Consider the following 21906-nt stretch of genomic DNA (forward strand, 5'->3'; position numbering starts at 1 on the left):
ATTAGCATGAGATATGACAAATGCCAATTTACCATTAGAAGATTAATTAAGCATCAGTTCTCTTTCTTAAATCGAATGTTTCGATTGCTTCTGGGCCTCTTAATATTTTTCTTTTTATATGGAGATCACCTGGAGGGTTATAACTAATTCTCCATTCAACTAATATTATTTTTCCATCTGCTATTTCAATACCTTGTATTCCATTTGCTCTTACGCAGGATCCGTCATTAAAGTAGGGTAATTCGTTAATTTTAGGAAAGTGTGGTCTATGGGTATGTCCGCAGATAATCATAATTTTGTTTTTTTCAATCCAATTGCTATAAAAACGCTCAATTTTATGAATTTTTTCAGCATTTTTTACAGGGCTTGAGGGATTTGTGAATCCTATTGAGTGAAGATATCTCCAAAAATATCTTACTGAAAGCAGAGTAAAACGCCAGAATTTGTCATTCATTAAGTCACCTTGATGACCATGAACAGCTAGTATTTCCTGACCTGTATCTTTATGCTTAAATATTACTGCTTCATGTATTTTAATGTTAGGAAATAATTTTATGGTCTCCTGATTATAATCATCGTAGTATTCATAGTAATTTTTTTCTACAAAATTCCTATACTTTAAGTATATATTGTGATTGCCATATAACATAATTAATCTATTATAATCGTAGAATTTCTGAAATAGTGTATATACTTCATCATGTGCAAGTCTGATTTCTTTAAAATTAGAGTTTTGCCAAAGTTCATCTCCATCTCCAAGTTCCACATAAGTATATCCATTGTTAAAATAGTATTCTAATGCGAATAAAAAGATATTTTGATTTTTTGCAAATTCATCAGATGGTGTACAATTCCCTCTGTGACAGTCACTGAAAAATATATATCTAGAATTATTATCAAAGTATTCAATTTTTGCATTATTATAAGCTTCAGTTAATCTTTTGTCTGATAACTTATTTTCTGATATCATAATACACCTCTTTAAACTTTTAAAATTAACTTTTGTATTAATATAAAAGAAATTTAATTATATCTAGTTAATTTGCCCTTATAAAATAAATATATTCAAGGAAATTAGAGATTGGTCTTAATATCAAGATTACTTTTATGACTATCTATCAATTCTATTACTTTATCTAATTTTTTGTTGTAAATATGGCCATAGTTTTTTTATATTTCATTTTCCTCTTTAATTCCTGATATTTCTTTTTTTGTTCTTTAACTTCCTTTAATGTCATAACTTCATTTTCATCTACTTGTATTTCTTTAACATCTTTAATCCAGCTGTTGATCTTATTCCTGACTTAAAGAAGCTTACTATCATAAGTTATATAGTTGAAGATTATGAAATAATAAAAGTTCAAGGAACTTCATTATTAGAAAAAGATGAATATTAGGAAAAGCATATAAAGAAGCTGAAGAAATAGCATCAAAACCAGCAGCTAAATAAGTACTAGACTTAATTATTTAATTATTAGTTAAGGCTTTTTTACTAAAGATACTTTTAGAAATATAATATAAATTTAATATTATATATACTAATTCATGATATAATTTAAGTAAAATACAAAATATGGATTATATAGCTATATTTAGTACTATAGTATAGTAAGTTGATACTAATATAAAATAACTTATTTAAAGATATATAAAGAGGTATGATAACATGAATAAGAAAATTACTTTATTAACTATACTAGTAATTTTTATTATAGGTGTAGTTGGTTGTTCAGAAGAAAAGCAGATAAAGTCATCTGATATAGAATATACATTAGAATTTAATGATAATAGGTATATGTCTTTCTATATAAGTAATAATTCAAACCAAGAAATAAAATTAGAATATCCTACTACTCACACTTTTGATTTTCGTCTTATTAAGGATGGTGAAGTAGTATGGGATTCTTTTAAAGATGATACGACTGTAGCAAAAGAAAATTGGCAAACTACATTTATTGTTCCAGCCAATGGTAAAAGGGAACAAATGATATGGTATGCGAATATTGATAAAGATTTATTTGGTGTATATGAATATGAGTTTTATTCTACAAGTGATTATTTAAAAGATGTTCCTCATTTAACAGGAAAGTTAGAATTTCTAAACGATATATATGAAGTTGATAGAGTTAAATTAATTAAATAATATTCAAATGATATTATATCATTAAGATTAATAAAAAAAGTACTTATTAAAATTCGTGTTTATTAAGTTTTTCTAAGGGTAAACCAAAGAATTAAAGTAGTTATTTACTGGAATCATCCTATGATGTAGGTATGTAAATGTCACCATCCTTGGCAAAAAGAAACAATTAAATTGAAGTGATTTTTAATAAAGTACCTCACAAAATAATTGTAAGACAATGGGGGAAAAAACTATAAAATGATGCTTAGGCAAGGAAAATCAAGGATTTTATACAGTGGGTATTTGTAATTATAGCAATATAAAAGAAAATATAATAGATTAATTTTGATACATATAGGGGGATGAAGTTTTACCTACTAGTTTTTATTGTCCAATCAATAAATATTCACAAAACTAATTTAATATGATAATATGCAATTATAGGACAAAGGGGGTTATTTATGATTAAGAAAAAATTCAAAGTTTTTCTCAGTGCTATGATTTTTACACCAATTTTTTCATTAGGTTTTTCACCGCTAGAAGAAGCTAATGCATATAATGATGGTGGAGATGGAATAATCAGAATTAACTCATGGGATCTTAATAATTTTAATAGTACATTAGATTTATGGACACAAACTAGAGTTAATTATGCTCCAGAAGAAGTAAAGAACAGATTTGTATCTGGAGATTTTGATGGCAATGGTGAAGATGAAATTGCTTCATTTTATGATTATGGTAATTCAACAACTAAAATCCATCGTTTCTATGACGAAGGAGAGGGATATAAGACTTCAACTCCTTGGAATTCAGGTACTGGAAATTTTAATGCGGACAGCATTACAAATAAAGTGGTAGCTGGTGATTTTAATGGTGATGGCAGTGATGAAATATTAGTACTTTATGATTATAAAAATTCAAATGTAACTATGTTTCAATTTTCATTAAATTCAGATGGACAAGCTTTTAGTGATAAATCAGTATGGAGTTCCAAAAGCTTTACAGGAGATAAAGTTACAGCTATGGTACCAGGAGATTTTAATGGTGATGGCAGTGATGAAGTATTAATCTTCTATGATTATGGAAATAATGTTACCGGTATGTTTGAACTAAAAATGAATGCAGACGGAACATTTACAGATAGATATTCTTGGGAGTCTAAAACATATAATTCAAATAATATTAGAAATAAAACTGTTGCTGGTGATTTTAATGGTGATGGTAGTGATGAAGTAGCAATGTTCTATGACTACGGAAAGGGAATAACTAAAATATGGACTTTATATAATGATAATAATGTGTACTCAGAAAAACTAACATGGGAGGCAGCATCTTTTGATTCATCTAAAATAGATGGTAAAGTAGTTGCAACACGTAATAATAATGGAAGCCAGGATAAAATAGTAGCATTATATGATTATGGAAATAATAAAACAGGAATCTTTACATTTGAGGTAAACGCTAACAATAAGTTTATTGCTACAAAAGTGAAAGATTTAAATAATTACGAAGCAGAGAGAATTAAAGGAAGAGTCTCAATAGGGAAATATAATGGACAAGATACCAGATTAGTAGCAATGTATGATGGTACTGTAGTACAATCACAATCTAAAGAAGATAAAGTCATTGCTGAAGCAAAGAAACAAATAGGAAAAGAATATCTATATGGAGCAATAGGACCAGATAGATTTGACTGTTCTGGTTTGGTTCAATATGTACTTAAAAAGGCAGTTGGTATTAATTTACCAAGAACAACTTATCAGCAAATTAACGTTGGAACTCCTGTATCATATAGTCAATTGCAACCAGGAGATTTAGTATTTACCTATGGCGTAGACCATGTTGGAATTTATGTAGGTGGGGGTAAATACATACATGCACCTTATGAAGGGGAAACTGTTAAAATTTCACCTATAACAGATTTTTATGCAGCAAGAAGAGTACTTAAGTAAATTATAATCTATTAAGACTAGTAGGTAGGATGAATCTTATTTACTAGTTTTTTCTATTTTAAGAGTATAGAATATAATATTTGCATATAGATGAATAACTAACTCCAGATTAGAATATCCTGGAGAATATGAGGTGTTAGATTATATACATTATCTTGAAATTTATGTTATAATTAGGATATAACTTAACTATAATTTATTACACAGTCGTAGGAGTGGACAAACTAATGGTTTTTACTTTGGGAGGTGATATAGGTATGAAGAATTTTGTTTCAAATTATCTACTTAAATATATTTTTCTATTTTGCTTTTTCTTACTTTTAGGACAACTAATCAAATCATTAAATATGGATTTTAGCAAGGCGTTTGCTTTTGTATGTGGAATGATATTGTATGACGTAATAATCTATCTATATAAGCAGATAAAGAAAGGTAAAACTAATTCGTAATCTTAAACTGAATAAAAGGGGGAGCTAGAATGAAAAATAAATTGAAAACAAATAAAAAATTAAAATTATTAGGCCCTTTTATTATTGCCATTGGTGTTACTTTAATATTAAATTTCATATTAAAATCTTCTGTAACTAGTGTAAGCCCTACAGTTTTAATATTTGGTATTTTAATATTACTAATTGGAATAACAATTAATATAAAGAGTAATAAGAAGGAGAATTAAATTTTAAAATTTGAGATTTAAAGATAGCTTATCAAAAGCATTTAATATAGCTATTTCTCGTACTTACAAAGTATAGCCTGCACTACTCTATAAACTCTAATTTGTAGATTAGATATAATGAACAATTGTAAACTTATACGAATAAATTTAAGGGGACTTTATATGAAAAATATAGATATATATGGTTTAATTATAATTACATTACTAATAGGAGGAATGTTTACAGGTTTAGGTTGGATAATTAAAAGTCAAAATGCAGGAGATATGTTAAATGGATTTGATGAGAAAAAATATTACAAAGAATAGCTGTGAAGCAAAAATATTTGCCTCAGTTTCTATAATATTTGTTTTATCAAATATATTATTTGATAGACATAGATAATTTTCATTAGGATGTAATATAGCATGTCCTAATTGATGAGCCAGTACATAGGTTTTAAATCCTTCTTTTAGTTTATTATTTATATGGATTATTTTAATTTTACCAGCTTTTTGATAGAATCCATTAATATTACCTAAATCATAAAAAATAATGCCAATGTCAAGATTCTTTATTATTTCTAAAGGATCTCTGGTTTTATGTTTTTTAATTAATTTAATTACTTGTTTTTTTATAAGCTTATCCTTCGTATAAATACCCTTTATTTTCCCCATAAAATTCCCCTGAAGATATTTACTTCTTTTAGTCCTTTCTATATTTCTTAGGTGTATGTTTAAGCTTATTTTGCATCTTTGCATATTCTAATCCAGCTTTTATTGCCTGAATTATAAATTGCATATCTTCCTCATCAACTACATTACCGCTTAATAATAATCCATCTTGTGTTTCAAGTTCAGCAATGGTCGCAGCAAGTTTTTTTCTATGTATTTTTCATCTTTTTTATTTAAAGATATATTAAGGCTCTTAGATTATCCATCCTGTGGAATATCTCTAATATCAGTTAGCCCATTTAAATATATTTAGAGCATCTAAGTAGAAAAAGACAGCATATCAACAGGTATTAAGGAACTTGTAAGCGTTGGATATATAGAAAGATTTTATAAAAGAAATGAAAATGGAAGGTTTGAAGGCGGATATGAATATTTAGTATATGAAACAACATCAAATAAAGATATATATGAATTTTATATAAATAATAACTTTGGAAAAATAAACAGTGTAATAATAGATGTTTTAGATAACAATATAAAAAAGTATTCAAAAGAAGCTGTAAAACTGGCTATGATAAAAGCAATTAAAAATAACAAATACACCTTAAGCTATGTTGAGGGTATACTAAATAAAAGTAAGGGTAAATTTAGAAGTAAAAAAGGGGAGTTTAAAATTGGAGATAGTACATCAAGTGATGAAGGACACGTTAGAGAAGAGGGGTATATCCTTGACATTGATGACTTGTAAAACTTGTGGAGAAAGACAAGAAAAATTAGTTAAGCTCTTTGGGAAAACAATTAAAGTTAATATTATATGCAGCTGCAGAGAAAAAGAGCTAGAAGAAAAGAATCAAAGGCTTAAAATCATTAAGAAAAACTCACTAATGGAAAAAAGCTTTTATAATAAAACCTTTGAAAATTGGGATTTTGAAAAAGGTGATACAAAGCTTTATAACTTAGGAATTAAATATATTGATAATTTTAAAGAAATAAAAGAAGAGGGACTAGGGCTGTTAATAACAGGAGCAGTAGGTAATGGGAAAAGCTATTTATCCTTTGCAATTGCACTTTTAAAAAAAGGTGTCCCAGTAGTTTGTATTAGTATAAATGGATTACTAGAAAGAATAAAAGAAACTTATTCAACCCTTGGAAAAGAAGGTGAATGGGAAATAATAAAATTTTTAGAAAATGCAGATCTTTTAGTAATAGATGATTTAGGAACAGAACAAAATACTGAATGGAGCATATCAAAAATTTATACCATAATAGATAGCAGATACAGAAATAAACTGCCCAACAGTAGTTACAACAAACTATCCAGTTGACATATTAAAAGATAGGTATGGAGAAAGAACGGTAGACAGGCTGATAGAAATGTCTACAATCGTTGAAAGCAAGGGCATTAGCATAAGAAAATCAATGCATTAGAAAATAAGGAAAATTTAAAGAGGTTTTTAAGTTATAAGATAACTGAAAGCTACAAATATTTATAAGGAGTAAATTGTGGTGTTTCAAATATTATCTTAAATAATATAATCGTACAAGTATCGAAGGTAAATAAATAAAAGAAGGTTAAAGATATGGAAAAGAGATTATCAGTAATTATGGAGAAAATAGTACTTGAAAAGAACTTTAAAATCTATGGTACTTATGAAAATCCATTATTTTTAGTCAAAGATGTTTCTACATGGCGTGACTATTCTAATGGAAATGTAAGTAAGCTAGTAAACTTAGTAGATGAAGAAGAAAAGGTTCGTAACATTATTACTACCCCTGGAGGAAATCAAGAAAGCTAGTTTTTAACAGAAGATGGACTATATTAAGTATTGATGCAAAGTAGAAAACCTATAGCTAAATTATTTAAAAAAGAAGTTAAAGCTATACTTAAAGATATAAGAAAAAATGGGATGTATGTAAACTCAAAACTTTTAGATGATATGCTAGAAAATCCAGAGTTTTCAATAACTATGCTGCAAAAACTAAAAGTAGAAAAAGAGAATCAAAAAATATTAACTAAAGCCATAGAAGCTCAAAAGCCAAAAGTTGTATTTGCAGATGCAGTTACAATATCCTCATCTACTATTTTAGTTGGTGAACTTGCAAAACTAATCAAACAAAATGGAGTAGATATTGGTCAAAACAGGCTATTTCAATGGCTTAGAGAAAATGGATATTTAATCAAGAAAAAAGGCCTTGATTACAATATGCCAACACAAAAATCTATGGAACTAGAATTGTTTAAAGTAAAAGAAACAATTATAACTAAAAGCAACGGTGAAAATACCATAAACAAAACAACAAAAGTAACGGGGAAGGGGCAGATATACTTTATAAATAAGTTTATAAACAATGGATAAAGTCTTAGCTATTGCATCCATTAATATATGCAAAATAAATATATGTAATGTCTATGAATTTTAGAATCAAGAATAATGAACCATATCATAAATAAATACGGTTTTTAGCCGTAGACATTGATATGCCTTGTCTAAGGCTGTTTTTATGAGTAAAAATACCGTATCATAAGTAATAAAATATAATAAGTTTAGCAACGGATATTTACAAAATATGTTATAAATGATAGAGTTAAATAGATGTTAATTGAATTTTAAAGTATAAGGTAAATAGTAATTTGTAGGGATAAACATAATAAATTGAAGGTGTAGTAAGAAAGATTATATTTTGCAAAGGGGATAGATTATGATTTATGATATAAAGGCATTGAGTCCGGAATTAACAAAAGACTACCTAGATTTTTTTGATAATCGAGCATTTTCTGATGGTAATCCTAATGGACCATGCTACTGCACATCACCAAATATGGATAAGATCACTGAGAAAAAAATGGTGAGTGAGTTCGGGAATGATATCAAAGGAACCATTCGCAGATATGCTGTAGAAATGTTAAACGAAGGCAGGATTCATGGCTATCTAGCTTTTGATGGAGGTATTTCTATTGGTTGGTGCAATGCTGGGGATATGGACAGCTATTCGGCTTTTGTGCCAGATTTTGCTCGCCAAAATAAATGCGGAAAAACATTTTCTATCGTATGTTTCGAAATCGCCCCAGAATATCGGGGTAAAGGCATTGCAACTGCATTTATTGAACGTATTTGCATTGATGCAAAGGCACGAGGATATGCAGCTATTGAGGGATATGCAAAGTTTTACAACGACTATGTGTACTATGATTATAATGGTCCAATCAGATTATATGAAAAAGTAGGATTTATTGAAGTGAAAAGGCAAGATGATCAAGTAATAATGCGTAAAATATTATGAATAGATAGCTTTGGTAGTATATGGAATTAGATACTAATATGTATATAACTAGACAAATTCCAATTTATATTATTGAGATTAAAGTTTTTAAATAGATAGTAAGTGTCCATTGAGCGGTAAGTAAAATTAGTGTTAAAATTAAATTAGAGATGACAAGATAAAATTAAATAATTTCAGAAAAGAGAGGAATAGCGCAATTGTTAGCCCTCTCTTTTCTTTTTGTTGAAAGCTTAAAGGATAATGGAATAGCTGTTATGATTTAAGAAGGAGGTACCTTTATATAAACATTACTTCTAATGATAGTGAAATTTCCTATGATGGACTATTTATTTTAAATATAAAATTCTAGAATTAATATTGAAATTATAACCATGAAGTGAAAATAGGTTTTAAATTATAGCATAATTATGGAGAATTATTTTAGATATTGTTATAATGTAAGTAGTACATGAAAAATTTGTAAAGAAAAAGCAAATAATTTATAAAAGTTGATAAATATGTGAATGATATTTATAAAAATATGAATCATAATTATAATAATATGTAGTTTTATAGTTGAAATAAAAGGAGAATGTAAAATGGCTAAAAAGAAAGTTGAAAAACTAGTAAGTATAGAAGAAACACTTTGGAATTCAGCAAATAAATTACGTGGTTCAGTTGAACCATCAGAATATAAACACGTTGTATTAGGATTAATATTCTTAAAGTTTGTAAGTGATAAATTTGAAGAGCGTAAAAAGGAACTTATTGCAGAAGGTAAAGAAAAGTATTTGGATATGGTTGAATTTTATACAATGAAAAATGTATTCTATTTATCAAAAGAATCACGTTGGAGTTTTATTGTTGAGAATGCAAAAGCTGAAGATGTAGCATTAAAGATAGATACAGCCCTATCAACTGTAGAAAAAAACAATCCTTCACTAAAGGGAGCATTACCAGATAACTACTATTCAAGAATAGGATTAGATGTAACTAAATTAGGTTCATTAATAGATGAAATAAATAATATTAACACTTTAAAAGATAAAGAACAGGATATTGTTGGGCGTGTATATGAGTATTTCCTAAGTAAGTTTGCTCTAGCTGAGGGTAAAGGTAAGGGAGAATTCTATACTCCTAAAAGTGTAGTTAAGCTTATTGCAGAAATGATTGAACCATATAATTGATGTAATTAATTTTCAAAATAATAAACTAAACAATCTTATAGAAATAATATTATCAAAACTAGAAACTGTGAAGGGGTAAGTAGTGAAATTTACAGAGGGGTATTTAGAGAGAGCAGTTATAGAATTACTGCAAGCTGAGAATTATGAACATAAAAATGGTATGTATATTCATAAAGAAATAACAGATGTTTTATTACGTGACGATTTAAGGTTATTTTTACGTAGTAGATATTCTAATGAGAGCATAACCAAAAATGAAATAGAAGGAATCATTCGTCAAATGGATGTGCTTCCTTCTTCTGCTTTATATGATAGCAATAAAGCTATAATTAAAATGATTTCTGATGGGTTTATTATAAAAAGAGAAGATCATACAAAAAAAGACTTATACATTCAATTAATTGATTTTGAAACTATTGAAAACAACTTATTTAAAATAGTTAATCAATTAGAAATAGAAGGCTATGAGAAACGTATTCCTGATGGAATAGTTTATGTAAATGGGCTACCTTTAGTTGTATTTGAATTTAAGAGTGCAATTAAGGAAAATACAACTATTAAGGATGCATATACACAACTTACAGTAAGATACAGTAGAGATATACCAGAACTATTTAAGTATAATGCTTTTTGTGTAATTAGTGATGGAGTTAATAATAAATTAGGTTCATTATTTGCACCTTATGACTTCTTTTATGCTTGGCGTAAAATTGAGGGGGATGAACCATTAGATAAGGAGGGAATAGATTCCCTCTTTACAATGATAAAAGGTTTATTTAATCAAAAAAGATTTTTAGATGTGATTAAAAACTTTATTTATTTTCCAGATAGAAGTTCAAAGGAAGAGAAAATAGTTCCACGTTATCCTCAATATTATGCAGCTAATAAGTTGTTTGAAAGTATAAAAGTAAATATGAAGCCTCATGGTTCAGGTAAAGGTGGAACTTATTTTGGTGCAACAGGATGTGGGAAAAGTTACACCATGCTATATCTTACAAGACTATTAATGAAAAGTTCCTATTTTAGTAGCCCAACAATTGTACTTATAACTGATAGAACGGATTTAGATGATCAGTTATCAGAACAATTTACAAATTCTAAAGGATTTATTGGTGATAATCAAGTAATAAGTGTTGAAAGCCGAGCAGATTTAAAAAGCTATTTACAAAGTAGAAAAAGTGGTGGGGTGTTCCTAACTACAATTCATAAGTTTAATGAGGATACAGATCTGCTTACAGATAGAACAAATGTAATTTGTATATCAGATGAAGCTCACCGTTCTCAAATAAATTTAGATCAAAAAGTAAAGGTTACTAAAGATGGTGTAGAAAAAACTTATGGATTTGCTAGACATTTACATGACTCACTACCAAATGCAACTTATGTTGGATTCACTGGTACACCTATAGATGCAACTATGGATGTTTTTGGAGGTGTTACAGATTCATATACAATGATTGAATCAGTATATGATGAAATTACAGTAAGGATTGTTTATGAAGGCAGAGCTGCTAAAGTAAACTTAAATGAAAGTAAGTTAAAAGAAATTGAAGCGTATTATAAAACTTGTGAGGAAGAGGGTGCTAATGAACATCAGATAGAGGAAAGCAAAAGGGCAGTTACTCAAATGGATGTTATATTAGGAGACACTTCAAGACTAAAACTAGTTGCAGAGGATTTTGTTAATCACTATGAAAAGAGAATTGAAGAGGGAGCTACTGTAAAAGGTAAAGTGATGTTTGTAGCTTCAAGTCGTCCAATAGCTTATGCATTATACAAGGAAATTATAGCTTTAAGACCACAATGGGCAGAAGTTAGAGAATGTGATGAAGGTGTACAGCTTACAGAAAGAGAAGAACAGGAAATTAAGCCTATTGAAAAAATTAAAATGGTTATGACAAGAAATAAGGATGATATAAAAGAGCTTTATGATTTACTTGGTACTAAAGAGTATAGAAAAGAATTGGACAGACAGTACAAAAATGAAAAATCTAATTTTAAAATAGCTATAGTTGTTGATATGTGGCTTACTGGATTTGATGTTCCATTTTTAGATACTATATATATTGACAAGCCAATACAACAACATTCATTAATCCAAACTATATCAAGAGTAAATAGAGTTTATGAAGGCAAAGAAATGGGATTGGTAGTTGACTATATTGGCATTAAAAGTAACATGAATGTAGCACTTAAAAAATATGGTGCAGCAGAGGGTGACAATTTTGATGGTGTTGAAAAGGCAGTTGTAATAGTAAAGGATCAACTAGATTTATTGGACAGACTATTTCATAAATTTGATAGTAAACCATATTTTGAAGGAACACCACTAGAGCAATTACAATGCTTAAACAAAGCAGCAGAATTTGCTCAACAAACACATGACTTAGAAAAGAGATTTATGGCTATAGTTAAAAAACTACGTTCAGGTTATAATCTTTGCTGTTCGAGTGAAGACTTAAACCAAATGGAAAGAGATAAAATACATTTTTACTTTGCCGTAAAATCAATAATTCATAAGCTTACTAAAGGTGATGCACCAGATACATCTCAAATGAATGATAAAGTAAGACAGATGATACATGAAGCATTAATTAGTGAAGGAGTAGAAGAGTTATTTAAACTTGATAAAAATGATCCTAAAAATAATGCAGACCTTTTTAGTGATGAGTATATGGCTAAAATAGAAAAGATTAAGTTGCCAAATACTAAGATAAAGCTATTACAAAAACTCCTTGCTAAGGCTATAGATGAATTTAAGAAAACTAACAAAATACAAGGGGTAGATTTCTCTAAAAGACTAAAGAAGCTAGTGGAAGTTTATAATGAAAGAAAAGACTTTCAATCCATGCAAAGTGATGTATTAGATGATGTTGCTCAGCAGTTTGCAGATTTGTTCAATGAGCTTGTAAAAGAGAGAAATTCCTTTAATGACTTAGGAATAGATTTTGAAGAAAAAGCATTTTACGATATTTTAAAAGAAGTAGCCAATAAGCATAAATTTGAATATCCACATTATAAACTTATAAAACTTGCTAAAAGATTAAGATTATAATTGATGATAAGGTAAAATACACAGATTGGGCTAAGAGAGATGACATAAAGGCTGAACTTAAAGTTGATTTAATATTAACGTTAGCAGATAATGACTATCCACCTGTACCAAAAGATGAGATTTTTAAAGAGATATTTGAACAAGCAGAGAATTTAAAAAAATATAGTGCAGTTTAAGAATTAATAAATTTAGAGGTGTATTTATGGCAGATATAAAATTTGAAATAGAAAAAGAATTAGGTGTTATAGCCGAATCAGCTAAAGGATGGAAAAAGGAATTAAATCTTATTAGTTGGAATGGTAAAGAAGCTAAATATGATTTAAGAGAATGGTCCCCAGAACATGAGAAGATGGGAAAAGGAGTTACCTTAACAACACAAGAATTAAAGTCTCTTAAAGAATTATTAAATAAAATCTATTTATAAATTTAAATTGTAATGGGGGATATGAGAGTGGATTTAAAGGTATTTGAGTTTTTAGGTAGAGAGATTCCAAGTTTTGTAGGTGATATTAGAGAATCATTAGATTTATTAGTAAGTTCAATTGACAATGCTAGAGAAGAAATTGGAGAAAAAGCAAAATTATCTATCGATAATAAAGAATACAATAGGGTAACAGAATTAATGTATAACAGTGAGGAGCTAAATACAATAAGTAATAAAGTTAATGAAGTAGTAGCTCTACTAGATACAATTATAGATGCTAGAAACATTGAAGAAGTTAGAGAAAAAACAGAAGAGATTAACGAAAAAGAAATCCCAAACTATAGTGATTATTTAGTTGATACAGAGATAGAGCATAATCTATATGAAGATTTAACTCATAAAAGACCATGCGCATTTAAAATTGAAGGTAAAAAAATAGATATAAAAGATTGGAAAGGAGCTCTAGTAGAAACCTGCAATTATTTAGCTAGGAAAGATTCAGCTATTATAAAACAATTTGTTGACGATCCCAAAATGAATGGTAAAAAAGTAATTTATTTTTCAAGAGTAAAGTTACCAACTATGAGAGCAGCAAGAGAAATAAAAAATGCTAATATTTATATTGAAAGTAATCTTAGTGCTAACGGAATAAGAAATTTATTAATTAAGGTATTGAATAAATATAATATAAAATTGAAGGATTATAAAATATATCTAAAGGCTGACTATTCAGATTTACATTAATTTAATTTTGTAAATAGTTAGCACTAGCTACAGAAGTTAAAGACAGCAGGTTTTGATACAAAAATTATAATATTTAATAAGTAGTTTTTCTTTAATGATTATAAAGTTTGAAATAAGAATAGCTAATAAGGTAAATATGTACCTGTTAGCTATTCCTATTTTTATGATTACATAGAGAAGCTACCCATCTAATTCTGCTAATGCTGCTTAAACTTAAAATTTTAATAAATAAAAAAAGATGGACTAGTTATATAAAGTGGTACCTATGGCAAGGACATTTTAAAAAATAGATTTAAAAGGAAGCTAAAGCAGGTGAAAAACCAATTAACTAATAAATTGTCTATAGTAACTAAAAAGCAGGTACTAGGAAAAGTATTTAGAATTTATGGTACTTAAGAAAATCCATAAAAAGGTTCGTAACATTATTACTACCCTTTGTTGCAATCAATAAACTTGCCACTTAACATAATATATATAATAACAGGAAGCAAAAAAATTAGATAATGAATATTATCACTTAACAGGAAAGAAGGTAAAATACTTTATTAAGTAATTAAAATAATAAGCATGAAAAATCTATTTAGGAAGGAATATAACTTCTTTTACAGAATATATAGTTATGACAAAAGTAAGTATATCTTTAGTGTTTTATAAAGACTAATTGATAAATATCACATTAAATCATATTTACATTTAGATAAATAAGTAAAAAAGAAGTTACAAAGACTTAATAAATTAATAAGGGAGATGAACATATGACAGTATTTAATAAAAATGAATTTTCTAAAAAAATAATAGTAGGAGCTTTATTGCTGCTAGTAGCATTGGTATCATACTTTGGTATATCAAAAGTAGTAATAGCACCTAGCTTTAATGAGTCAACAATAAAATCTTTAGATGATAAAAGGGATACAGTTATGAAGCTTACACTAGCAGCTGCCTCATCATCAACAGCCATATCTTTAATACCAGGGGATGCTGGAACACCAATTGCAAATAAAATTTTAGATTTAACTTCTTATTTTGTTATTATACTTGGAGCAATTTTATTAGAGAAAATGTTAATTTCAGTAGTTGGATATCTATCATTTACTTATATTATTCCTTTAGCATGTTTTTTAGGGATAACTTATTTGTTTTTCAATAAGGATATATTATTAAAGCTTGCAATAAAGTTTGCTATACTTGGAATTGTTATTTCTATAGTTATTCCAGTTAGCATAAAATCCAGCGATTTAATATACGATTCATATAAAACCTCAATAGATGAAACCTTTGAAGCTACAAAAGAAAGTGAAGAATATATAGAAGAGAAGCGAAACGAAATTACAGAAGAAGATAAAGGCATTCTTGACAAGATAGGAGACTATATATCTGATGTTACTTCTAAAATAGGAAATGATGTATCTCAAATGATTAAAAAGGGAGAGGAAATGCTAGGCTCATTTATAGATGCTATTGCTGTTTTAATTATAACTTCCTGTGTTATTCCAATAGTAATAATTTTGCTTTTTGCTTGGATTGTTAAAAGTATATTTGGATTTGATAGCCTTAAGTTATTAAAACCCTATGCAAAGAAATTTAGAAGTGTAAGTGTAAGTAAAAACATAAGTAAAATTAGAGATAGTGGGAAAGATGCTAACCTATAGAGCCTAATTAAAACTAGGATTCTTTGGAATTACAAAGATAGTAAGTAATTATTAGATAACTTGAAGAACTTAAATAAATAGAGGAGAAAAAAGTATTATAATGGAAGAAGTAGTGGATAAAGATAACAGCATAGCATTTATATTGAAATATATTAATTTAGGAACCATTTCATCAGCTGAAGTTCCAAAATATGAAAGAAGTAAAAAGAGAATATTAAATGTAAGCTTAGGAATGATAATAGGAGCTGAAAATATACATTATAATGTTTTATATACAGAAGAAGATATAGTATATAACAGTATTTCGTGGGGAAAAGTTAAATCTGATAGAATATATAAAGACAACAATAAAGATTTAAAGAAAGATAGAAAATCAACTATTGCAGAAAAAATAGAATTTATAAGTAATACAATTGAAGAGTTTAATAAATATTATAGCAAGGATACTAATTTTATTATTTTAACTACCTTTGATGAAGACATTAAATCAATTGCTAAGAAAATAGATAGGATAAGCTTTGAAATAGTAGACAAAAATAATTTCAACTATATTATAGAAAATAATGAAATAGACAATGATGTATTTTATAAAAAAGCTAGTGATTTTGATAAAAAGGAATTTAAGTCAATGAAAGATGTTATGAATAAAGTTAATAATATGATTAATTTTGAAAATTAGTATGATTGTTTAAAACAAAATTCATAAGAAATTTATTAAAAACCTCTAATAAATTTAAGTGTTAAATGAATAAGTGAGAAATCTCAAGAAATAATTAGAAATTCTAAGAAATAGTTAGAAGAATTAAGATAATTAGATTTAAAATTTTAAAATTTGAATTAGTTGGAGGAAGTCTTGGGTTTCCTCTTTTTTGTTCCTAAAAGATTGTCTGAAACCAGAAATGCTTTATATACTTTCCTATAGTATACTAAAAATGTGCTCAGGAAAAGTATAAAGTAAATTTAAAAGTACTTTTAATACAGGCACTTTAGATAATAAATGAAAGGAGAATTATAGATGTGTAGAGACGATAGAGATGAAAGATGGAGAGAGCATAGGAATGAAGGAGGAAGTTTGTCTAGAGAAGAGTTTGAATATCAATGTGATGTAGAGGATTACGGTATGGATGAAAGTGATAACGATCCTTGGGATGAATAATAGTCTAAAGGAGCGTTGTAAATATGAGGTATATAAGCTAAAGGATGAGTTAGAAAATTTAGTTTATAACATGTTTTTAGACAGAAATAAATTAATCTTAGAAGATCCTGAGATAAGAAAAATTGATAATGATTTAGGTTATATTGCTTTAGATATAACTGGTCAAAAAGATTTTTTAGTATTGAAAGAGTACTTAAAATTGTTATATAAATATAAAAAGTATCTAAAAGATATTTATTTAAAACTATAAGTAAAAGGTATTGTGGAGATGTTCTTTATAATTAAACATCTTCACAACCTATAATATTAAATTGAGAGGAGAAATTAATATGGTAATAAAAAGAGGACAACTAATATGGTGTGATTTTAAAGAAGGTTATGGATGCTGTCAGGGAGGAAAGAGACCAGCTGTAGTGGTACAAAATAATACAGGAAATAAATTTTCAACTACAACTATGGTAATACCCTTAACCAGTAAAGATAAAACTAAATTACCAATACATACTAAGCTAACTAAAGATTATGATATAGCTTATAAAGGAAATATAATGATGGCAGAGCAGCTAACAGTTATTGATAAATCACAAATCATAGATGTTGGAGATATGTTAAATGAAGAAGATTTAAAAGGATTAGACAGAATTATAATGAAGCAGCTAGGCTTAAAAGCTAAAATTGCATAAAATTAAAGAAGAACAGTACTTGGCTTTATTTAGATAAAGATATTGAAAAATGTAAAAATGAAGCAGACAATTTTTTGAATTTTTTTGAGAAAGAACAAGAAATTATGATGGGAATTTATTGGGGATTAGTTGCGATAATGATGAAAACACCGCCTTTAAATAGGATGAAATAAATCTGATAAATCACATGTTACAAAGAAGAAGGGAAAGTGCTTATAATGGAAGAGATTAAAATTGGCTCAGTATTATCATTTGGTGATTATAACTGGCGTGTGCTTGATATACAAAACAATACAGCTTTGATTATAACAGAAGAAATTATAGACCAACGACCTTACCATGATGCTTATAAAGATATAACATGGGCTGACTGTACTTTAAGGAAATATCTTAATGGTGAATTTTATGAGAAATTTAATGCAGCTGATAAATCAAGAATCATTACGGTAATAAATAAGAATCTTGATAATCAGTGGTATGGGACAAAGGGAGGAGAAGATACTGAAGACAATATCTTTTTATTAAGCCTTGAGGAAGTATGCAAGTATTTTGGTGATAGCACTTCAAAACTGAACAACCCTGGTAAAAATCAAAGATATTGGTTTCAAAGAAAAGATGAAAATAACAGTAATAGATTAGCAAAACTTCATAATAAAGAATGGGCTTGGTGGTGGTGGCTTCGTTCACCTGGCCGTGTTAATGTAAAAGCTGTGTATATCTTTGGTACTGACGGTAATATCGGGATACAAGGAAACAATATATTGAAGGGCAACATTAGTGATGGAAAATGTACAGGTGGAGTTCGTCCTGCTTTATGGATAAAGTAAGGAAAAGCAATTCGTTTTTGGGGCAATTATTATTATAATAAAAAATTTCAAAAGAAGAGTTTAATATAATAAAAACAGAATTTATTAATAATGATTATAATATATTTATAAATAATTGTAAGGATATAACAAGTAATAGTTATCTGGATAAATATAATGAATATAAATATTTTTAATAAATGCTATCGGAACTGAGTTGTTTACAAATGTTATATGATAACAAAAGTTATAGGAACCAACTTGGGAAAAATGTTCTCAGGTTGGTGCTTTTTGTGCTTTCAATTAATTAAATCAAAAAATTAAAAATAAAATTTTTATAACCTTCTTTTCTGCATATATGAAGATTGTAAAGAGGAGGTGATAATATGGCAGCAAATTCAGTATTAACGGAAAATGTTATTAAGGTTAGATATCAAATAGGGGGTGATTCTAAAGGTAAGGATGTTTTTAAGGAGCAAAACTTTAAAAATATTTCTGCTGATGCAACTGATGATAATTTAGTTCAATTATCTGATGCAGTAGAAAAACTTTTAGACTATAGCGTATCAACTATTAAAAAGCAACAAACCTTTATAGTTTTAATTAAAGCTATTATGAACCATAAATTTTGTGGTAAGCAATAGCTTTTTTTATTTCTATTTTTATCTGGAGAAATAACCTCTTTGCAAACAATAAAATTTTCTATAGTAAAAAAGAAATAAATTCAAGACAAATATGAGGATATATAGTTGGAATGTAATTTTTAGCGTATAATGGTAGTTATAAATAAATGTAATTATAGGAGTTTTAAAGGGGGATATTAGATTGTGATAGAGTTTATTATTATAATATTAATTTTATTAATTATATTTAATGTTGTGTATTACATACCTAATAAGTTAAAGGAGCAAGAAGAGAAAAATGCATTATACTTAAAAGAATTATATATTCGTTTAAATAGACTTGAGAAAAAAATAGATGAGATAAAAGATTTTAAGGAAAATTATTAGTTTTTTATTAACAGCATGATATTTCAATTATTCAATATCTCTTTTGGTCATAATATGTGGAATACAAATAAGTTTATTAAATCCATAAAAATTAATTTTTATAAAAATGCCGTACTATTAAAAATGAACTGCACCCTGTCTACTTGACAGGGTGCAGTTTAAAAAGAACATGCGGTATTTTTAGTGGGTAATTTAAATACCATACGTGATTTAAATTAAGTAATTGAAACTTTCATTGAAAACTGAATAGTGGAATATTGGAAAAATATGTTATAATTAACTTATAAGTGTAATATATTACAAAATTATAAGGGGGAGAAATCTTGAAGAATAAAAAACTTAGATATTTAGTTTTGCTAGTATTTTTAATTTTAACTCTTGTTTCCTGCTCCAATAACCCAATAAAACATACTACCTATGAAGGTTCATTTTCAAAATTAAAAGCAGAGACTATTGCTGTGGATATAGAAACTAAGTCAAGTCAGGGATTTTATGCTTCTCTTGATTTTAAATTAACTGAAGGGCAAGTTGATTGGGAAATTATAACCCCTGAAAATGAATTAGTTTTTAAAGGATATGTAGTTTATGAAGATGGAAAGATATATCGTGAATTAACTTATCCATTAGATTATTTAGGTGGAACTCTTAATCTAAAAGAAGAAGTAAAAGATGAAACTGATAAAAACGGAAATATAATACATATTCCGGATTTTAATTATCTTCAATTTGAAGTTGGAAGCCAAACTGGTGTATATAAACTTAATTTACAGCCAATAAATGCAGATGGGAGTTATGAAATAATTTGGAGTAATAAACTGCCAAGAAAATAATAATTGGACAAGTGGATTTAATTTTACAATCTTAATAAGTGATGAATTATCGTAAAATTAATATTAGGTTAATGAACAATCTTTTTAAAATATGCAGAAAAAAGGTTAGATAATTATATTTTAGTATTAAAAATTATTATTTATTAATACTAACTTATATAGTTGCTCATAATATAGTTTAATAGCAGTTTAAATTTAAAAAAGAATTTATTAGTAAAATATGTTATGATAAATAGAAATATTAAGATTATAAGAATAAAAAGAGGTGTATATCTTGAAAAAGAAATCTAAAATGACTATTTTAGTATTAATTGTGGCAGTTTTATTCATAATCATTCTTATATACAAAGCTACTAGCCTGAAAAAGCAGTAGGAGAATATAATAAAAGGATAGGTAGCGAAATATTTCAAGAAAATGAAGCTTATGATATTGGAATGGCTGAAAGTGGAATGCCTGTTTTTAAAGATGCTAATAAAGCATTTAAACAAGCAAAGATTGATTTTGCCTATGGATTTGATTTTATAAAAGATGAATTTAATCTTAATAAAGTAAATAGATTTTATTGGAAACCGTATAAAACCTACGGATGGCAAGTGACTACAGAAGATGATGAATTGAAAAAACAATGTCTTGATATAAGTGTATTTTTTGATATATATGAAAATAGTTTTGGAATAGAGTTAAATTTTTTTATCTGTTATATTTTATTAAAAAGCAGTTCACAAGGCACAGTGCACAGTTATGGAAATAATTTAGCTCTGCCGAATTAAGGAATCATTATATCAACGATCAAATAGCTGATATAACTTAAAATTGATAGTTTCATCTAAACTGTAAACTATATAAATCTATTACGAATTAAAGCCCAGTGATTTTAAATCACTGGGCTTTAAAATAATCAATTTTAAGCTCCAAAAAGTTGATTTAAAACTTCATCTTTTTGATCTATGACAATATCTGAGATATTCACATTCTTAGTCTTTAGGCTTTGGATAGTATCTTTAAGAAAATCATAACTTCCAACTATATAATAAATAGGGTTTTGTAATTGTGATAATTGTTCTAAATTTTCATAAAATGATTTCCTAGAATTTAACCAATAATTTTTATATGTTTCATTAGAAAGATTATCAAGTTCATTCTTAAAAATAAAATCATTTGATGAATCTACATTTACATTAATTAAATAAGGAATATTAGAGTTATCTTCTATAAAATTAAGAATAATTGGTCTCATTGCAGCTATTCCTACTCCCATTGATAGTAGAATTACAGGTCTGTTGCAACGTCTTAAAGCTAATTTTGATCCTAATTTAAACATTACAATTTCATCATTAACATTTAGGTTAGATAATTTGCTTTTAAATTCAGAACAGATTCTAGGCACTCTTGTTGTAAACCCAACTTTGTTTTCAGTTGGCAAAGTCATTATAGACATGTGTCTCACTAAACTTTTATTAGGCTTTTCACCTTCATCAAATCCAATAATTCCTATATGGGTATGAGATCCAGCCTCCCATGTTAAATCTTTTGGTTTTTCAAAATAGTATGTTTTTGTTCCTTTTGCTTCATTAATAATATCTATAATTTTCAATCTATATTTTATCATATTTACCTCTCCTTGATAATCATTATCAATTACAGGATATCACCAATAATTTCTAATGTCAAATAAATTTATTTTTATAGCTAAAATAAT

Annotated in this window: 27 protein-coding genes and 1 pseudogene; 25 read left to right on the forward strand and 3 right to left on the reverse strand. The window is 27.4% G+C overall.

Annotated elements, in window-relative coordinates:
* Nucleotides 1-46 precede the first annotated feature (46 nt).
* Nucleotides 47-970, reverse strand: a complete 924-nt coding sequence (locus A500_RS18335) for a metallophosphoesterase (RefSeq protein ID WP_016209071.1) — start codon at nt 968-970, stop codon at nt 47-49.
* Between the two features lie 286 nt (nt 971-1256).
* Here A500_RS18335 and A500_RS20620 point away from each other — a divergent pair, with 286 nt between their 5' ends.
* The 6 genes from A500_RS20620 (at nt 1257) to A500_RS20625 (ending at nt 5056) form a co-directional block, all read left to right on the forward strand.
* Nucleotides 1257-1397, forward strand: coding sequence for a hypothetical protein (locus A500_RS20620; protein ID WP_157453705.1), 141 nt, complete (start codon nt 1257-1259; stop codon nt 1395-1397).
* A 269-nt stretch (nt 1398-1666) separates the two neighbouring features.
* The gene (locus A500_RS18340) at nt 1667-2143 is read left to right on the forward strand and encodes a BsuPI-related putative proteinase inhibitor (protein ID WP_016209072.1); all 477 of its coding nucleotides are present in this window, start codon (nt 1667-1669) and stop codon (nt 2141-2143) included.
* 440 nt (nt 2144-2583) lie between these two features.
* On the forward strand, nt 2584-4074 hold the full coding sequence (locus tag A500_RS18345) for an NlpC/P60 family protein (protein ID WP_016209073.1): 1491 nt from the start codon (nt 2584-2586) through the stop codon (nt 4072-4074).
* 257 nt (nt 4075-4331) lie between these two features.
* Nucleotides 4332-4523: a hypothetical protein gene (locus A500_RS18350; protein ID WP_157453706.1), complete on the forward strand. Its 192-nt coding sequence runs from the start codon at nt 4332-4334 to the stop codon at nt 4521-4523.
* A 29-nt stretch (nt 4524-4552) separates the two neighbouring features.
* Nucleotides 4553-4750, forward strand: coding sequence for a hypothetical protein (locus A500_RS18355; RefSeq protein WP_016209075.1), 198 nt, complete (start codon nt 4553-4555; stop codon nt 4748-4750).
* 162 nt (nt 4751-4912) lie between these two features.
* The gene (locus tag A500_RS20625; RefSeq protein ID WP_016209076.1) at nt 4913-5056 is read left to right on the forward strand and encodes a hypothetical protein; all 144 of its coding nucleotides are present in this window, start codon (nt 4913-4915) and stop codon (nt 5054-5056) included.
* On the opposite strand, the gene A500_RS18365 is transcribed toward A500_RS20625, so the two are convergent.
* A complete protein-coding gene (locus tag A500_RS18365; RefSeq protein WP_016209077.1) occupies nt 5018-5404 on the reverse strand; it encodes an ImmA/IrrE family metallo-endopeptidase in 387 nt (128 codons plus the stop codon). The two genes, A500_RS20625 and A500_RS18365, sit on opposite strands and share 39 nt — an antisense overlap.
* Nucleotides 5405-5864: 460 nt before the next feature.
* On the opposite strand from A500_RS18365, the gene A500_RS21820 reads away from it, so the two are divergent.
* The 19 genes and pseudogenes from A500_RS21820 (at nt 5865) to A500_RS20880 (ending at nt 20977) form a co-directional block, all read left to right on the forward strand.
* Nucleotides 5865-6149, forward strand: coding sequence for a DnaD domain protein (locus tag A500_RS21820; RefSeq protein WP_278245143.1), 285 nt, complete (start codon nt 5865-5867; stop codon nt 6147-6149).
* Entirely contained in the window at nt 6139-6726 is a 588-nt protein-coding gene (locus tag A500_RS18370) for an ATP-binding protein (RefSeq protein ID WP_016209078.1), read from the forward strand. The genes A500_RS21820 and A500_RS18370 overlap by 11 nt, the downstream gene beginning before the upstream one ends.
* A gap of 255 nt (nt 6727-6981) precedes the next feature.
* Complete coding sequence (locus A500_RS21510) at nt 6982-7197, forward strand: BRO-N domain-containing protein (RefSeq protein ID WP_016209079.1); 216 nt, start codon at nt 6982-6984, stop codon at nt 7195-7197.
* Between the two features lie 33 nt (nt 7198-7230).
* Nucleotides 7231-7758, forward strand: a complete 528-nt coding sequence (locus tag A500_RS18375) for a phage antirepressor KilAC domain-containing protein (RefSeq protein ID WP_016209080.1) — start codon at nt 7231-7233, stop codon at nt 7756-7758.
* Between the two features lie 343 nt (nt 7759-8101).
* Entirely contained in the window at nt 8102-8683 is a 582-nt protein-coding gene (locus tag A500_RS18380) for a GNAT family N-acetyltransferase (protein ID WP_016209081.1), read from the forward strand.
* A gap of 578 nt (nt 8684-9261) precedes the next feature.
* Entirely contained in the window at nt 9262-9849 is a 588-nt protein-coding gene (locus A500_RS18385; RefSeq protein ID WP_016209082.1) for a type I restriction-modification system subunit M N-terminal domain-containing protein, read from the forward strand.
* Nucleotides 9850-9931: 82 nt separating this feature from the next.
* Nucleotides 9932-13080: pseudogene (locus tag A500_RS18390) on the forward strand (type I restriction endonuclease subunit R).
* Between the two features lie 26 nt (nt 13081-13106).
* Nucleotides 13107-13328, forward strand: coding sequence for a YdbC family protein (locus A500_RS18395; RefSeq protein WP_016209084.1), 222 nt, complete (start codon nt 13107-13109; stop codon nt 13326-13328).
* Nucleotides 13329-13349: 21 nt separating this feature from the next.
* Nucleotides 13350-14072 carry a hypothetical protein gene (locus tag A500_RS18400; RefSeq protein ID WP_242835167.1) on the forward strand — a complete coding sequence of 241 codons (723 nt, stop codon included), beginning with the start codon at nt 13350-13352 and terminating at the stop codon, nt 14070-14072.
* 755 nt (nt 14073-14827) lie between these two features.
* The gene (locus tag A500_RS18405; RefSeq protein ID WP_016209086.1) at nt 14828-15721 is read left to right on the forward strand and encodes a hypothetical protein; all 894 of its coding nucleotides are present in this window, start codon (nt 14828-14830) and stop codon (nt 15719-15721) included.
* Nucleotides 15722-15821: 100 nt separating this feature from the next.
* Nucleotides 15822-16400: a hypothetical protein gene (locus tag A500_RS18410; RefSeq protein WP_016209087.1), complete on the forward strand. Its 579-nt coding sequence runs from the start codon at nt 15822-15824 to the stop codon at nt 16398-16400.
* Between the two features lie 336 nt (nt 16401-16736).
* Nucleotides 16737-16877, forward strand: a complete 141-nt coding sequence (locus A500_RS20630; RefSeq protein WP_156174315.1) for a hypothetical protein — start codon at nt 16737-16739, stop codon at nt 16875-16877.
* Complete coding sequence (locus tag A500_RS18415; protein WP_016209088.1) at nt 16870-17127, forward strand: hypothetical protein; 258 nt, start codon at nt 16870-16872, stop codon at nt 17125-17127. Before A500_RS20630 ends, A500_RS18415 begins: the two co-directional genes overlap by 8 nt.
* Before the next feature lie 79 nt (nt 17128-17206).
* A complete protein-coding gene (locus tag A500_RS18420; protein ID WP_016209089.1) occupies nt 17207-17560 on the forward strand; it encodes a type II toxin-antitoxin system PemK/MazF family toxin in 354 nt (117 codons plus the stop codon).
* A 218-nt stretch (nt 17561-17778) separates the two neighbouring features.
* A complete protein-coding gene (locus tag A500_RS18425; protein WP_016209090.1) occupies nt 17779-18387 on the forward strand; it encodes a DUF6273 domain-containing protein in 609 nt (202 codons plus the stop codon).
* Between the two features lie 365 nt (nt 18388-18752).
* Complete coding sequence (locus tag A500_RS18430; protein ID WP_016209091.1) at nt 18753-19010, forward strand: DUF1659 domain-containing protein; 258 nt, start codon at nt 18753-18755, stop codon at nt 19008-19010.
* A 183-nt stretch (nt 19011-19193) separates the two neighbouring features.
* The gene (locus A500_RS18435; protein ID WP_016209092.1) at nt 19194-19376 is read left to right on the forward strand and encodes a hypothetical protein; all 183 of its coding nucleotides are present in this window, start codon (nt 19194-19196) and stop codon (nt 19374-19376) included.
* A gap of 323 nt (nt 19377-19699) precedes the next feature.
* On the forward strand, nt 19700-20206 hold the full coding sequence (locus A500_RS18440; protein ID WP_016209093.1) for a hypothetical protein: 507 nt from the start codon (nt 19700-19702) through the stop codon (nt 20204-20206).
* Between the two features lie 435 nt (nt 20207-20641).
* Complete coding sequence (locus tag A500_RS20880; RefSeq protein ID WP_016209094.1) at nt 20642-20977, forward strand: hypothetical protein; 336 nt, start codon at nt 20642-20644, stop codon at nt 20975-20977.
* Nucleotides 20978-21111: 134 nt separating this feature from the next.
* Here A500_RS20880 and A500_RS18450 read toward each other — a convergent pair whose 3' ends face one another.
* Complete coding sequence (locus A500_RS18450; protein WP_016209095.1) at nt 21112-21816, reverse strand: ferredoxin reductase domain-containing protein; 705 nt, start codon at nt 21814-21816, stop codon at nt 21112-21114.
* Nucleotides 21817-21906 lie beyond the last annotated feature (90 nt).

This window comes from Clostridium sartagoforme AAU1 (assembly GCF_000401215.1).
Lineage (GTDB): Bacteria > Bacillota > Clostridia > Clostridiales > Clostridiaceae > Clostridium > Clostridium sartagoforme.

Bases quoted from the DNA above. Each gene is read 5' to 3' on its own strand.
- A500_RS18450 (WP_016209095.1), bottom strand. From the start codon at position 21,816: ATGATAAAATATAGATTGAAAATTATAGATATTATTAATGAAGCAAAA.
- A500_RS18420 (WP_016209089.1), top strand. From the start codon at position 17,207: ATGGTAATAAAAAGAGGACAACTAATATGGTGTGATTTTAAAGAAGGT.
- A500_RS20880 (WP_016209094.1), top strand. From the start codon at position 20,642: ATGGCTGAAAGTGGAATGCCTGTTTTTAAAGATGCTAATAAAGCATTT.
- A500_RS18410 (WP_016209087.1), top strand. From the start codon at position 15,822: ATGGAAGAAGTAGTGGATAAAGATAACAGCATAGCATTTATATTGAAA.
- A500_RS18370 (WP_016209078.1), top strand. From the start codon at position 6,139: ATGACTTGTAAAACTTGTGGAGAAAGACAAGAAAAATTAGTTAAGCTC.
- A500_RS18380 (WP_016209081.1), top strand. From the start codon at position 8,102: ATGATTTATGATATAAAGGCATTGAGTCCGGAATTAACAAAAGACTAC.
- A500_RS21510 (WP_016209079.1), top strand. From the start codon at position 6,982: ATGGAAAAGAGATTATCAGTAATTATGGAGAAAATAGTACTTGAAAAG.
- A500_RS18355 (WP_016209075.1), top strand. From the start codon at position 4,553: ATGAAAAATAAATTGAAAACAAATAAAAAATTAAAATTATTAGGCCCT.
- A500_RS18405 (WP_016209086.1), top strand. From the start codon at position 14,828: ATGACAGTATTTAATAAAAATGAATTTTCTAAAAAAATAATAGTAGGA.
- A500_RS18425 (WP_016209090.1), top strand. From the start codon at position 17,779: ATGGAAGAGATTAAAATTGGCTCAGTATTATCATTTGGTGATTATAAC.
- A500_RS18350 (WP_157453706.1), top strand. From the start codon at position 4,332: ATGAAGAATTTTGTTTCAAATTATCTACTTAAATATATTTTTCTATTT.
- A500_RS20630 (WP_156174315.1), top strand. From the start codon at position 16,737: ATGTGTAGAGACGATAGAGATGAAAGATGGAGAGAGCATAGGAATGAA.
- A500_RS18365 (WP_016209077.1), bottom strand. From the start codon at position 5,404: ATGGGGAAAATAAAGGGTATTTATACGAAGGATAAGCTTATAAAAAAA.
- A500_RS18430 (WP_016209091.1), top strand. From the start codon at position 18,753: ATGGCAGCAAATTCAGTATTAACGGAAAATGTTATTAAGGTTAGATAT.
- A500_RS18335 (WP_016209071.1), bottom strand. From the start codon at position 970: ATGATATCAGAAAATAAGTTATCAGACAAAAGATTAACTGAAGCTTAT.
- A500_RS18345 (WP_016209073.1), top strand. From the start codon at position 2,584: ATGATTAAGAAAAAATTCAAAGTTTTTCTCAGTGCTATGATTTTTACA.
- A500_RS18385 (WP_016209082.1), top strand. From the start codon at position 9,262: ATGGCTAAAAAGAAAGTTGAAAAACTAGTAAGTATAGAAGAAACACTT.
- A500_RS18400 (WP_242835167.1), top strand. From the start codon at position 13,350: ATGAGAGTGGATTTAAAGGTATTTGAGTTTTTAGGTAGAGAGATTCCA.
- A500_RS20625 (WP_016209076.1), top strand. From the start codon at position 4,913: ATGAAAAATATAGATATATATGGTTTAATTATAATTACATTACTAATA.
- A500_RS18375 (WP_016209080.1), top strand. From the start codon at position 7,231: ATGCAAAGTAGAAAACCTATAGCTAAATTATTTAAAAAAGAAGTTAAA.
- A500_RS18415 (WP_016209088.1), top strand. From the start codon at position 16,870: ATGAATAATAGTCTAAAGGAGCGTTGTAAATATGAGGTATATAAGCTA.
- A500_RS18340 (WP_016209072.1), top strand. From the start codon at position 1,667: ATGAATAAGAAAATTACTTTATTAACTATACTAGTAATTTTTATTATA.
- A500_RS18395 (WP_016209084.1), top strand. From the start codon at position 13,107: ATGGCAGATATAAAATTTGAAATAGAAAAAGAATTAGGTGTTATAGCC.